Source organism: Brevibacterium sp. CCUG 69071, from assembly GCF_021023135.1.
GTDB lineage: Bacteria > Actinomycetota > Actinomycetes > Actinomycetales > Brevibacteriaceae > Brevibacterium.
On sequence record NZ_PGFV01000002.1, the window covers coordinates 342,882 to 355,725 of the forward strand.

10 protein-coding genes are annotated in these 12,844 nt (G+C 65.2%); 4 read left to right on the forward strand and 6 right to left on the reverse strand.

The annotated features are described in order from the left end of the window. Nucleotides 1-72: 72 nt before the first annotated feature. Nucleotides 73-3,762 carry a choice-of-anchor G family protein gene (locus CV023_RS06830; RefSeq protein WP_230744723.1) on the reverse strand — a complete coding sequence of 1,230 codons (3,690 nt, stop codon included), beginning with the start codon at nt 3,760-3,762 and terminating at the stop codon, nt 73-75. A 736-nt stretch (nt 3,763-4,498) separates the two neighbouring features. On the opposite strand from CV023_RS06830, the gene galE reads away from it, so the two are divergent. Next, complete coding sequence (gene galE / locus CV023_RS06835) at nt 4,499-5,482, forward strand: UDP-glucose 4-epimerase GalE (protein WP_230744724.1); 984 nt, start codon at nt 4,499-4,501, stop codon at nt 5,480-5,482. 36 nt (nt 5,483-5,518) lie between these two features. Here galE and CV023_RS06840 read toward each other — a convergent pair whose 3' ends face one another. Continuing rightward, complete coding sequence (locus CV023_RS06840; RefSeq protein ID WP_230744725.1) at nt 5,519-6,271, reverse strand: class I SAM-dependent methyltransferase; 753 nt, start codon at nt 6,269-6,271, stop codon at nt 5,519-5,521. Between the two features lie 56 nt (nt 6,272-6,327). After that, entirely contained in the window at nt 6,328-7,521 is a 1,194-nt protein-coding gene (locus CV023_RS06845; protein WP_230744726.1) for an alpha/beta fold hydrolase, read from the reverse strand. 54 nt (nt 7,522-7,575) lie between these two features. On the opposite strand from CV023_RS06845, the gene CV023_RS06850 reads away from it, so the two are divergent. After that, complete coding sequence (locus CV023_RS06850) at nt 7,576-7,938, forward strand: MerR family transcriptional regulator (protein WP_230744727.1); 363 nt, start codon at nt 7,576-7,578, stop codon at nt 7,936-7,938. A gap of 123 nt (nt 7,939-8,061) precedes the next feature. Further along, a complete protein-coding gene (locus CV023_RS06855) occupies nt 8,062-9,867 on the forward strand; it encodes a formate--tetrahydrofolate ligase (RefSeq protein WP_230744728.1) in 1,806 nt (601 codons plus the stop codon). A 61-nt stretch (nt 9,868-9,928) separates the two neighbouring features. Here the strand turns inward: CV023_RS06855 and CV023_RS06860 are convergent, their stop codons facing one another. Genes CV023_RS06860 through CV023_RS06870 form a run of 3 tightly spaced genes read right to left on the reverse strand, consistent with a single transcriptional unit; the run spans nt 9,929 to nt 12,298 of the window. Continuing rightward, on the reverse strand, nt 9,929-10,492 hold the full coding sequence (locus CV023_RS06860; RefSeq protein WP_230744729.1) for an antibiotic biosynthesis monooxygenase: 564 nt from the start codon (nt 10,490-10,492) through the stop codon (nt 9,929-9,931). Nucleotides 10,493-10,520: 28 nt separating this feature from the next. Then, on the reverse strand, nt 10,521-11,312 hold the full coding sequence (locus tag CV023_RS06865; RefSeq protein ID WP_230744730.1) for an NAD(P)-binding domain-containing protein: 792 nt from the start codon (nt 11,310-11,312) through the stop codon (nt 10,521-10,523). Next, nucleotides 11,309-12,298 (reverse strand): helix-turn-helix transcriptional regulator, encoded by a 990-nt coding sequence (locus tag CV023_RS06870; RefSeq protein ID WP_269067193.1) that lies wholly within the window; start codon nt 12,296-12,298, stop codon nt 11,309-11,311. Before CV023_RS06870 ends, CV023_RS06865 begins: the two co-directional genes overlap by 4 nt. Nucleotides 12,299-12,423: 125 nt before the next feature. On the opposite strand from CV023_RS06870, the gene CV023_RS06875 reads away from it, so the two are divergent. After that, a complete protein-coding gene (locus CV023_RS06875) occupies nt 12,424-12,828 on the forward strand; it encodes a VOC family protein (RefSeq protein ID WP_330166651.1) in 405 nt (134 codons plus the stop codon). Nucleotides 12,829-12,844 lie beyond the last annotated feature (16 nt).

Below are 12,844 nucleotides of genomic sequence, written 5' to 3' on the forward strand. Positions count from 1 at the left end.
CGGCGGGGCCGGAGCTTTCGCCCCGACCCCGCCGTTCAGGCGTTCAGCTCAGCAGGCTGAGCTGAGTTGGCCTCAGTGCTTGCCTGCGCGGTAGCGTCGAGTCGCCCACACCGCGGCCGCACCTCCGACGATGAGCAAGGCGGCGAAACCGGCCATGGCCGGGACACCGTCAGCACCCGTCCGTGGCAGGTCTCCGCCATTGCTGCTGCCCGAGGCATTCGTGCTCGACCCGGCCGAAGCGTCCGAACCGGCTGAGGCGTTGGCCGAGCTTCCGGCGTTGGCCGTCGAACCGCTGTCCGAAGAGGAACCGGCATTGGCCGAAGCTGCCTGGTCCGAGTCCGCGGAGGCCTGGTCCGCGTCGTCGGACGAGGAGGCGTTGGCCTCGTCACCGTCGGCCGAGGCATTCGCCTGCCCGCCTTCAACGGCCGCATCTGCTTCAGCACCGTCGGCAGCTGCCGTGGCGGACGCTTCCGAAGAGGAATCAGCCGTCGACGCTGCCGATGCCGCGGCACCTGCATCGGCATTGGCTGCTGCCGATGCCTGGGCGTTGGCGGCATCCGTATTGTCGGCGTTAGCGGCGGCGTTGGCTGCCTGCTGTGCCGAGGCGTTGGTCTCATCCGTGGCGTCTGCCGAGGTCTCCGAGGAGGCTTCTTCATTCGCGGCGGATTCGGCTGCTGCTTCGGCGTTCTCATCCGCTGCTGCCGATGCCGTGTTGTTGGCATCTTCGTCAGCGGCTGCCTGAGCGGCTGCCTGCGCGGCGGGATTGCCATCGTCGTCAGCATCGGCCGTGGCCGAGGCTGACGCAGAGGCTGCCGCGTTGGCATTCTCATTGGCGGCGGAGTCGTCTGTGCCATCAGCGTCGGCGGCTGCGGCTGCTGACGCTTCCGAAGAGGAGTCAGCGTTCGCTGCTGCCGAGGTTGCGGCCGCCGGATCAGCATCTGCTGCGGCTGACGTGTCAGCATTGGCAGAATCCTGATCGTTGTTGTCGGCAGTTGCCGTCGCTGCGGCCTGTGCCGAGGCGTTGGTCTCATCCGTGGCGTCCGTCGAAGCCTCAGAGGAGGCCTCTTCATTCGCGGCGGATTCGGCTGCTGCTTCAGCATTCTCATCCGCTGCTGCCGATGCCGTGGTGTTGGCATCTTCATCGGCTGCTGCCTGAGCGGCTGCCTGTGCAACGGCGTTGTCGTTATTGTCAGCGTTGGCCGAGGCTGATGCGGAGGCCGAGGCGTTCGCATCAGCGGTCGTCTCGTTGCTGGCGTCTGCGACCGTGGAATCGTCGGCATCAGCAGCGGCCGAGGCCGAGGCTTCGCTGGACGAGTCCGCGGTTGCTGCCGAACTTGCGGCGGCGGCCGGATCGGCATCGGCCGCTGCTGTGGCGTCAGCGTTCGTCGAGTTCGTGTTGTCGGCGTTGGCGGCGGCGTTGGCTGCCTGCTGTGCCGAGGCGTTGGTCTCATCCGTGGCGTCTGCCGAGGTCTCCGAGGAGGCTTCTTCATTCGCGGCGGATTCGGCTGCTGCTTCGGCGTTCTCATCCGCTGCTGCCGATGCCGTGTTGTTGGCATCTTCGTCAGCGGCTGCCTGAGCGGCTGCCTGCGCGGCGGGATTGCCGTCATCGTCAGCATTCGCCGATGCCGATGCCGAAGCCGCAGCGTTGACGTTGGCATCCGCGTCGTCGGCGGCTGCAGCGTCTGGATCAGCTGCCGCGTCTGGATCGGCTGCTGCATCTGCATCTGCAGCGGCGTTCTCCGAGGCGGTGGCCGAGGAATCAGCGTTCGAGGCTACGGATGCGGCTGCTGCCGGGTTGGCATCGGCCGCGGAGGAGGCTTCAGCGTTGGTGTCATCCGTGTTGTCCGCATTCGCGGCTGCCTGCGATGCTGCCGTCGACGAAGCGTTCTCGTCGGTAGTCGCATCGGTTGACGCCTCCGAGGAAGCATCCTCGGTGGCAGCAGCCTCGGCTGCTGCTTCGGCATTCTCGTCCGCGGCGGCAGACGCGGTGCTGGTGGCATCGTCGTTTGCGGCGGCTTCGGACGCGGCCTGTGCGGCAGGGTTGTTGTCGCCATCGGCATCGGCCGAGGCGGCAGCCGCGGCAGCTGCGTTGGCGTTGGCATCCTCATCGCCGGGCTCTTCCTCCGCGGTCGCGCGGACCGAAGAAGAGGCGAGGTTGATGTCGACAGCGTTCGCTTCGGGCAGCAGTTCCAGGCTCACTGCATTGACGGTGAAGCCGGAACCGTTGTTGCCGTCGACCAGGCTCTCATCCAATGCTGACTGGGTGCTGGCCCGTCCTTCGACAGGAGTCGGGTTCGGCGACTGCTCGTTGATCGTGAGGTCGACAACCTGGTTGAGCGCATTGAACACCGGATCGAGAGACTCGAGCACCGGATCGATGATGCCGGTCACCGAACCGGAGAGTTCATCGACGGTCGCCGTGAGGATCCCACCGACAATGGGCTTGGTGATGTCGAGTACCGCGGAGATGACCGGCTGAGTAATGGCGTTGAGGACCGCGCCGACAGGGACACCGAGGAGTGAGAGGTCGGTTGTGATTGTCGGGTCGGAGTCATCCGTTCCGGCGAGCTGTCCGAGCGTTGCGTCGACGGTGACAGAGCCGTTCACGGCAGGAATTCCGAGAGCCGAGATTCTTGCTGGAAGGTCGATGACTAGATGCACTTCGTTGAGGGCGTCGGTGAGCGTCTCCGTCACTTTGCCGGTGAGTTCGCCCAAGGCGTCGGAAACGGCCGTGGTGATCTTCGAGATCGTCGCAGAGGTCAGTACCTCGGTGTTTGGATCGAGGCCATTGAGGTCTTCACCGTTGCCGCCCTCGACGATTTTCGCGAGGTCGATCTTGATGTCGCCTTCGGCGAGGTCGATGGAGACGATTCCGGACTTGTCTTCGAGCTGCTCGTTGACGATGTTCTCGACGACGCTGTTCAGTGCGTCGCGGACTTCGACCGACACGGTCGTATTCGGACCGCCGATCTCCACCGAGGCGGCTAGCACGTCGATGTCGACCCCGATCTTCGCGAGCTCGCCGACAAGACCCTCGTCACCGATGACTTCTTCGAGCGTCGCCCCGGTACCGTCGACCAGATCATCGAGCAGGTCGGAGATGTCGCCGACGGCCGGGCTCGAAACGGTGAGGATTCCGTCTGCGACAACGTACTGCGAATCATAGGTGGTGCCGTCGCTGTCAGCAGTCGAGGCAATCGCTCCGAGCTCGAGGCTGAGCTCATCGACGATCTCGTCGGTGACTCCGTCGAGGCCCAACTGACCGAGCACCGAGGTGAGATCGACCTTCGCATTGCCGAAATCACCGTTGTTGATGTCATCGATATTCAGAGCGCCATCCGAACCGACTGCTCCAGCACTGGCCTTGGCGCTGTCAGCAGACGGCGCGTTGCCGTAGGCGTTGAGCGCTCCTACATTGCCGAGCTCGAGCAGACCGTCGCCCCCCTCGTCGCTGATGAGCGGGAGTGAGAGGCCGGGAACTTCGATTCCCAGTGACCGAAGCACTTCGAGGTTCAGCGGGGTTGTGTCGGCTGTCGCATTGGACGGTGAGCTGCTGTAGGCCGACAGCGCGTCGACAGCGTCAGCGCTGAGCAGGTCGGCGGCGATCAACTGTCCGAGAGCTTCCGAGTCCTCTTCAGGATTGACTTCATCGGCGGTACTCGGTGATGTTGTCAGCAGGGTCAGCCCCACTGCCGTAGCTGCGGCGACCGTGCCAACCGCGATTCTCCGGCCGGTACCGGGCCGGCCCTTTAACTTCTTCATGGTCCCCCACATCGATTGATTCTTGCGTGTTCGCAGACCGCAGCCTGAGTGGAGACGGGCAGTCTCCTGACAGAACAGTCACAACACTACGGAGTCATGAAAAAGTAACGTATGAATAACTCACAAAGTTATACTCTCGTTATAGTTACGCAATGGTAGGTTGGGTCTGCACGACAACGTGGAGTACGTGCGAGGAGGTTGGAGGTAACCGTGGTGGCCGCTTGATGCCCTGGTGAGAGTTCCCCCAGGCGCGCGGTACACGTTGCCGAGCAAGAAGAACCCGCAGGTGAGTGGCCTCAAACCGGGGGTCTGAGGCTCGGCCGAACTGCTGCCCCGGTGAGGTACGTGCTTCTCGACGCTGGCCGATTCTCCGTGCCCTGCGATCCTTAGAAGGAAACGAAATGATCCTGAAACGATTACAACTGCTGGCGTCATATGAAGAAATGCCGACAAAAGCGATGAGAAATCGAGGGTTTCGGCGCGTGCAGAAGCGTCGAAACCGTGTGTCTGGCCACCTGCTCCACCCGTGCATCTACGCCCGGACGATGGAAGGACCGGCGTTCTCGTTGATACCTTCGCCGGCCCGACGACGCTGAGCTCAACAGCTCTGCGCTCCGGGGCGCGGCCTTGGTTCGGTGTACAGCGAGTCGTATAAGCGCAGCCCCACCACCTATTGTTGAGGTGGACGCTGCCCATAATGGCGGGATATCCATGATGGAGAAGGAGAGATCTGCGCATGTCAGTACTGGTGACAGGGGGAGCGGGCTACATCGGCTCACACGTGGTGCGGCTGCTGTCCGAACGCGGCGACGAGGTGCTCGTCGTCGACGACTTCTCCACCGGGATCGCGTCCCGGGTCGAAGGCCTGCCGGTCCTCAACCTCGACCTCGCCGCCGCCGACGCTGAAGACCGCCTCGTCGCCGCGATCGAGGAGCACTCGGTCGACTCGATCATCCACTTCGCCGCGAAGAAGCAGGTCGGCGAGTCCGTCGAGGAACCGGTCATGTACTACCGCCAGAACATCGGCGGATTGACGAACATCCTCGCCGCCGTCGAGCGCACCGGCATCGCCTCCCTTGTCTTCTCCTCCTCGGCCGCGACCTACGGCATGCCCGACGTCGACATGGTTCCCGAAGACCTCGACTGCCGCCCGATCAACCCCTACGGCCAGACAAAACTCATCGGCGAATGGATGATCGACAATGCGATCACCTCGGCGAAGATGCGGGGGGCCACCTTCAACGCCGTGAAGCTGCGGTACTTCAACGTCGCCGGAGCCGGCTGGCCCGAACTCGCCGACACCGCGGTCATGAACCTCATCCCGATCGTCCTCGGCCGCCTCGCGGCCGGCGAAGCCCCCATCGTCTTCGGCGACGACTACGACACTCCCGACGGCACCTGCATCCGCGACTACGTCCACGTCAAAGACCTTGCCGAAGCGCACATCTCTGCCCTCGACTACATGAAGGCCGGCGGCACCACGGAGACCGTGTTCAACGTGGGCACCGGCACCGGAGCATCCGTGAAGGAAGTCATCGACGCCATCGCCGAGGCGACCGGTCGTGACATCGTCCCCGAAATTGGCGAGCGTCGTGCCGGTGACCCCCCGGCCCTGGTCGCCGACGTCTCCCGTATCGGTGCACTGCTGAGCTGGAAGGCCGAATACGACCTCGATGAGATCGTCCGCAGCGCGGTCGAAGCCGCAGGGATGGGGCGCTGACCGTTCTTCCGGGCTCTTAACCGTTCTTCCGGACAGCTAGCCGTTCTTTCGGGCCGCGATGAGGTGCCGTGTGGAGTGGGCGATGAAGGGTTCGCCCCTGCGTAGGCTTTCGTCGAGCCTCCGTAGCTGCGGGAGGTAGGCATCGACGGTGAACCCGGGTACCCACCACGGGCACTTGCGGAGGATCCAGACGATGGCGCCGATGTCGCGGAACTCCATGCGGCAGCGTGCGGTACGCAGCGTTTCGACCCTCAGCCCGGCCGCCTCGGCGTCCTGGGCCTCCGTATCCGGATGACGCGCCTGACGGTTCTCCGGCAACGGACCGAGGAAGACCTCGATGAGTTCGAAGGCCGAGGCAGGACCGACATGCTGAGCGAGGTAGATGCCGCCGGGAACAAGGACGCGGGAGACCTCAGACCATCTGGGGCGAACCGGATGACGGGCGCTGACGAGTTCGAAGCTGCCGTTGGCGAAGGGCAGATGATCCGCGGTCGCCTCGGCCACGTCGACGCCACGCGGACCTAATCGCTGACGGGCGCGGAGGAGATTGGGCGGGTGGGATTCGGTCGCGGCCATCCGCGGCGGCAGGACAGGCGCCTCGTCGATGACCTCACCGCCGCCGGTGTCGATGTCGAGCGCCGCCTGGACGGTCGACAGGCGTTGGGCCAGCAGCTGCGCGAATCCCCACGGCGGACGTTCCTCACTGGCCCGTCCCTCGAGCCAGTCGAAGCCCCATCCCATGATATCGGCGGCCTGGGCTTCGGCGACGAGGTCCTCGAACGAGCGCATGAACCCATCGTCTCATTGTTCGTCTCACTATTCGTGTCACTGTTTGCCGTCCGGGATCACCGCGTCGTCGTCCGGGCCACCGAACTGTCGTTGGGAAACACCACGTCGGCGGGGGCCTCCGCGGTGCCGTCGGGGGCCTGCGCTTCGTCGGAGGCCACCGGATTGTCGTCGACGGACCGAGACGAGAACCAGGAGCGGATGTCGGCCGCGAACTCCTCCGGGCTCTCGAGCGGGACGAGGTGCCCGGCGCCGGGGAACCGGGTGATGCCCGGGTATCCCGGAAGTCTCTTGGCGAGGCGTTCGGCCTGCTCGACGGGAATCCATGGATCGTCCTCGCCCCAGCCGATGTGGACGGGGCACCGCACCTCGCCGAGGCTGTCCGCAATGCCCTGCGTATGCCGAGGTGAGAGGCTCGCCACCTGGCGATAGAAGGCGCTCTGCCCCGCGGGCGAGCACCAGGGGTCTGCAAGATCGTCGAGGTGGGACAACTCGAGTCGGGAATCCTCGAGCCGGGGCACCTCGAGCCGGAAAATCTCGGGTCGAGGGCCGTTGGGCGCGGAGCTCGCGGCGCCGGCGATGTACTCGCGCACCAGTGCGCGATGAAGGGGTGCCGGGAGTGCGGCGAAGACGGGTTCGTTCTCGGCGACGAGGCGGAAGAACGGCGAACCCCACGGGTCGAGGGTGACGATGTCGAGCAGGTACAACGAGGCGAACTCGCGGCCGTCGAACAGGTGCGCACCCAGCGCGACGGCCCCGCCGATGTCGTGGGCGATGACATGAGGTGACTCGAGCTTCCAGACCTCGAGCAGCTCGGCCAACCGGCGACCTTGGGTCACGAGGTCGACGGCAGGGGGCTCGGGTAGGGCGGGGATCGCCTCGGCGGGAGCAGCCTCAGCGGGAGCAGACTCGGCGGGCGGGTGATCGGTGAAGCCGCCGCCGGGGATGGACTCACCATAGCCGGGCATGTCCCAGAGGTGGACGCGATAACTCTGCCCCAGCTCGTGGGCGAGCGGGCGCCACATTCGCGATGACCACGGGGTCCCGTGGCAGATGACGATGTCGCCGAGGCGGTCGTCGCTCTCCGGTGGCCCGATGACTTCGGTGGCCACTTTAGTGCCGTCGCGGAGTCGGATGCGGGTGCGCGGGGAAGTGGGCTCGGCATCCGTGAGGCGATCACCGGTGCGGCGGCAGGCGGTGGAGCGACGGTCGGCTGTGGGGTGGTCGACCGTAGGGCGGGTCTGCGGGTTCATGGTTCGACGGTAGAACTTCAGGTCGACATGAAGTCAAGGTGGCATCATGGTGTGATGAAGATCGGAGATGCGGCGGCAGAACTCGGGTTGGCCGCGCACGTGCTGCGCCACTGGGAGGACGAAGGCGTCGTCGTGCCCGGGCGGACCGCGAGCGGGCATCGCGACTACTCAGCTGAGCACCTGAGTCGGTGCCGGATCGTGCTCTCGTGTCAAAGCGTGGGGATGAGCCTGGCCGAGATCCGGGCAGTTCTCCACCGGGGTGAGTCCGGCCGCGGACCGCTCATCGACGCTCGCATCGAGGGCATCCGGCGCCAACGGGCGGCGCTCGACTCGGCCGAGAGATTCCTTCTCCACGTCCGCGGGTGTCGACACGATCTCATCACCCGTTGCCCGGAGTGTTCGATCCACGCTGAGTGAGCGGCGGCAGATGACGGAGAACCACCTCGGCGGGTGTTGCGGTGAGCGGAACGCAGCTCGCAATGCGCAAATTCACGTTGTGTTGATGGTCACAAAACGGACCATAAGCGGCATGATGGCCTTATGACCACAGATTTGGATATTGCGCTCAACGCCGAGCTCGATCCCATCGTCGACGTTGCCGGTGGACTGGGTTTGGACGCGAAGGACATCATTCCCTACGGCTGGACCAAGGCCAAGGTCCCCATCGACGTGCTCGACACCGCACGGGCCTCGAGCACCGACGGCAAGCTCATCCTCGTCACCGCGATGAGCCCGACGCCCGCGGGTGAAGGCAAGACCACCACGAGCATCGGACTGGCCGACGGACTCAACGAACTCGCGCGCTCGAAACCCGAGGTCGGCAAGGCCGTGCTGGCCCTGCGCGAACCGAGCATGGGGCCGGTGTTCGGAATGAAGGGTGGGGCGGCCGGCGGCGGGTACGCGCAGGTCGTGCCGATGGAGGACATCAACCTCCACTTCACCGGTGACTTCGCGGCCATCGCGTCGGCGAACAACCTCGCCGCGACCATGCTCGACAACCACATCCACTTCGGCAACGACCTCGACATCGATCCGCGCCGGATCCACATCCGCCGCGTCGTCGACCTCAACGATCGCGCCCTGCGCGGGGTCGTCATCGGCCTCGGCGGGATCAACGGGGGAGTGCCCCGCGAAGACGCCTTCGACATCGTCGTCGCCAGCGAGGTCATGGCCGTGTTCTGTCTCTCGACCTCACTGGCCGACCTCAAGGAACGCCTGGGCCGGATCGTTCTCGCCCACAGCCGTGCTCGTCAACCCATCACGGTGAGCGACATCGGGGCCGCCGGGGCGATGACCGCGTTGCTGCGCAATGCCTTGGCCCCCAACCTCGTCCAGAGTCTCGAGCACACTCCGGCATTCATCCACGGCGGGCCCTTTGCGAACATCGCCCACGGCTGCAACAGTCTGCTCGCGACGAAGGCGGCGCTGTCCCTCGGCGACTGGACCGTCACCGAGGCGGGCTTCGGCGCGGATCTCGGCGCCGAGAAATTCCTCGACATCAAGTGCCGGACCGCAGGGATCTGGCCCTCCGCGGTGGTCGTCGTCGCGACCCTGCGGGCTCTGAAGTACCACGGCGGCATCGAGGTCAAGGACGTGCAGACGCCCAACACCGAGGCGGTCCTCGCCGGCATGTCCAACCTCGAACACCATTGCGGCAACCTGCTGAATATCTACGGGCTGACCCCGGTGGTGTGCTTCAACAGGTTCCCCAGCGACACGGACGAGGAGATGGCCGCGGCGATCGAGCACCTGCGTGCCCAGGGGATCGCTGCGGTTGAGTCAACGCATTGGGCCGATGGCGGCAAGGGTGCGCTTCCCCTCGCCGAGGCGGTCGTCGAGGCCGCTGGAGGTGCCGGGGGTGCCGGGGGTGCTGGGGCAGACAGCGCGGGCTCCGCCGAGTCGCGGACGATCCATGCTGAGTCCGGCGGTGAAAAGCGACACGAATCGTCCGCAACTCGCCCATTGCCTGGCGAGCCCCGCTACTCTTACGAGCTCGACCAGCCGCTCGAGGACAAGATCCGCACGGTCGCCCAGCGGATCTATGGGGCCGCCGATGTCGATCTGCCTGTCGCGGTCACCCGCAAGCTCAAGCAGTTCACGGAGGAGGGCTATGGCGACGCCCCGATCTGCATCGCCAAGACCCAGTACTCCCTGAGCACGGATGCCACGCTGCGCGGGGCGCCGAAGGATCACATCATCGAGGTCAAGGATGTCCGGCTCTCGGCGGGCGCCGGATTCGTCGTCGTCATCGCCGGCGACATCATGACGATGCCGGGCCTGCCGAAGGAGCCTTCGGCGCTGAAGATCGATGTCGACGAGAACGGTGACATCACCGGGCTGTTCTGAACTTCGAACCGAACTGACGATACGCGATCACAGTCGCACAGCCTCGGTGCAGGAGACAGACTCACCTCCGCGGCTTCTGCAGCCAGGGGCGCAGCAGCCGGGTGCTCACGGGCAGGAAGATGTAGGTCATCAGCGGTGTGAGGATGCAGATGTTCAGCAGCACCGCGAGCACTTTCGGCCAGCTTTCGAGGTGCGGCATGAGGAGGAACGTTGAGAGCAGGCTGAGCGGGAAGAACGGCAGGAAGATGCTCACCGCCTGCTTCCACCTCGGCGGAACCACCGTTTCTGGGATCGTCAGCGTGTCCTCGCCCTGCGGTTCGAACCAGCCCTCGATGCCGGTGCGGTGTTCGACGCGGGTGGTCTCGACGAGTTCCGAGGCACTGTCGATCCACCAGCGACGATCGTCCGATTCGTCCCATGCGCGTAGGGACTTCTCGTCGGCGAAGCGATAGAGCAGGTGCCACTCGTCGGAGTCCGGGGACGTTCTCACCCAACCTGAGCCGAGGTAGCCGTCGCGTTCGCGGGCCAGCGCCTGTCCTGCCTGCGCCCAGGCGTTGAAACGACGGTGCTGCCCGGGTTGGACGGTGCGGGTGATCGAGACGGTGACAGGAGAATGCTGTGGCATAGGCAGAAGCCTATGCCACGCTCACGATTCAGCTCGAGCCGGTCACCCGCGCGAAGATGCGATCGAGAGCCGTGGCGAGCGCGGCCCGGTTGTCCTCGTCCATCCACTCGCGGTTGAGCATCTCATTGAGTCCACCGGGGGTCTCGTGAGCGGCGACGAGCTCGCTAATCGGATCGTTTGTCTGAGCGAGGGTGGTGCCGAGACCGACATACTGGCCGCGGATGAAGTGATCGGCATCGGACTGCTCCCATCCTTGGTCGATGAGCCAGGCGGTGATCGTCTGCAGATAGGCGAAGTGCGCGGACATCGTCGCCGTCACCGCCGACAACGTGTTGAACAGAGTCTCGTCCTTCGCCGTGACCGATCCGCCGAGGTCGTCGAGGATGGCCTCGACCTCTGTGTTCGCCGGATACATCGCGGTCACACCTTTGCGCTCGCGGACGGCCGGCAGGGGGATGATGCGCACAGTCGTCGGCGCATTCGGCAGGTGCTTCGCCAGTTCCTCGGTCGAGACTCCGGCGACGGCGCTGACCAGGGTCTTCTCAGCCGGGATCTCGATTCCGCCGAGGACCTCCGCGGTCTGCTGAGGGAGCACGGCGAGAACGATGAGATCGCTGCGGTCGACGACTTCCTGGTTGCTGCCGGCCACCTCGGCGGTGGAGATCTTCTCTGCCAGACCTGCCGCGCGTTCGGCGTTGCGAGGGGAGAGGACGAAGCTGCGTCGACGCTCATCCGCGGTGTCGGCCTGGGCCGCTGCGCTCAATCCGTCGACCATCGCCGAGGCGATCTCGCCGACTCCGATGAAACCGATCGTGCTCATGTGGTGCCTCCTTGCGTGGGGTGCGTGGTGGACGCGTGATCATTGTATTCGACGAGTTCAGCACCGATCCGTGCGAGCTCATGGCGCAGTTCGGGCGGTGAGAGGACCTCGATCGTTCGACCCCAGCCGGCCAGCTGCTCGGCGAGGGCGACGACAAGGTTGGCCTGCACCTCGGCGATGGTGAATTCCGAAGACTCCTCGACGACGGTGAAATATCGTCCGAAGTGCGCGCGGAGGATCGGCACGGTCCAGTGAGGACAGCTGATCGTCGAGGTGACCGTTGAGCGCAGCGCCTCCACCTCGTCGACGTGCGCAGCCCAATATGCGGCGAGATCGAAATCGGTGTCGACATCGGAGAGAGGAGTGGCCGGATCCGTCGGCTTCACCTCGACGATTCGGTCGACGCGATAGGTCCGGACCATATCGGAGTGAGCGACGAAGTACCAGATTCCGGCCTTCGCGACGAGTCCGAGGGGTGCCGCCGGCAGCGTTTCGGCGGACCCGTCGCGGTGGACGTAGCTGAATTCGACGACGTGCTTCCGCACGAGTGCGGTGCGCAGTGTCTCGAGCAGTTCGAAGCGCTCGCCCGAACGTGGGATCTCGGCCCAAGAGGCGTGATCGTAGTGGATCCGCGTGGCCAGGACCTCGGCCTCGGCGCGCAGCGATTCGGGGAGAGCACGGATGAGTTTGCGGGTGGCCAGTCGGGTGTCGGGGCCGGCCAGTCCGGCAGTGCCGAGCATCCAGAACAGGGCGCGTGATTCGCCGCCGGAAAGGCCCGTGAGATTCGTCCGAGCTCCACCGATCAGTCGCCAGCCTCCACCTCGACCGGGCTGAACAGTGACGGGCACGCCGGCGGCGGACAGGGCTTCGAGATCTCTGCGTGCCGTGGCGATCGAGATCTCGAGTTCCGCCGCGACCTGCGCCGCCGTCACCTTTCCCCGGGACTGCAAGAACAACAGAAGTGAAAGAAGACGATCGGCACGCATGGGTCAAGTGTCTCAGCAGAAGTGCTCATGAGGTGAGCACTTTAGCTGACATGGTGGTGTCCGTGGATCGAAGCCGATCCTCATCAGCCGCCGACACCAATCGTCGGCACACGTGAAAGGACAGAATGATGAGTCTTCTCAAGGGACTGACGACGATGGTGCTCACCGCCGAGGATGTCGAGTCTGCCGGCCGGTGGTACGCGGAGCTGCTGGGGGTCGCGCCCTACTTCCGCCAGCCGCCCGAAGGTCCCGCGGCTTATCTCGAATTCCGGATCGGTGCCGACGAGGACGAACTCGGGATCATGGACCGTGACTACTCACCGGAAGGCACCACCGGAGGAAGCAGCTCGGTGACCTATTGGTATGTCGACGATGTCGAGGCGGCGGTCGCGGAATTTCTCGCTCACGGGGCACAGCCGCATATGCCGGTCACCCCGCGCGGAACCGAATTCGTCACTGCGTCGGTGGCTGATCCATTCGGCAACGTGCTTGGCCTTATGCACAGCCCGCATTGGGCGGGGCGCCACTGAGCGGTGCAACGAGACT

What these genes read in the sequence shown, in the direction of transcription:
- CV023_RS06870 (WP_269067193.1), bottom strand. Translation starts at nt 12,298, where the DNA reads ATGCGTGCCGATCGTCTTCTTTCACTTCTGTTGTTCTTGCAGTCCCGG.
- CV023_RS06860 (WP_230744729.1), bottom strand. Translation starts at nt 10,492, where the DNA reads ATGCCACAGCATTCTCCTGTCACCGTCTCGATCACCCGCACCGTCCAA.
- CV023_RS06875 (WP_330166651.1), top strand. Translation starts at nt 12,424, where the DNA reads ATGATGAGTCTTCTCAAGGGACTGACGACGATGGTGCTCACCGCCGAG.
- CV023_RS06845 (WP_230744726.1), bottom strand. Translation starts at nt 7,521, where the DNA reads ATGAACCCGCAGACCCGCCCTACGGTCGACCACCCCACAGCCGACCGT.
- CV023_RS06850 (WP_230744727.1), top strand. Translation starts at nt 7,576, where the DNA reads ATGAAGATCGGAGATGCGGCGGCAGAACTCGGGTTGGCCGCGCACGTG.
- CV023_RS06840 (WP_230744725.1), bottom strand. Translation starts at nt 6,271, where the DNA reads ATGCGCTCGTTCGAGGACCTCGTCGCCGAAGCCCAGGCCGCCGATATC.
- galE (WP_230744724.1), top strand. Translation starts at nt 4,499, where the DNA reads ATGTCAGTACTGGTGACAGGGGGAGCGGGCTACATCGGCTCACACGTG.
- CV023_RS06865 (WP_230744730.1), bottom strand. Translation starts at nt 11,312, where the DNA reads ATGAGCACGATCGGTTTCATCGGAGTCGGCGAGATCGCCTCGGCGATG.
- CV023_RS06830 (WP_230744723.1), bottom strand. Translation starts at nt 3,762, where the DNA reads ATGAAGAAGTTAAAGGGCCGGCCCGGTACCGGCCGGAGAATCGCGGTT.
- CV023_RS06855 (WP_230744728.1), top strand. Translation starts at nt 8,062, where the DNA reads ATGACCACAGATTTGGATATTGCGCTCAACGCCGAGCTCGATCCCATC.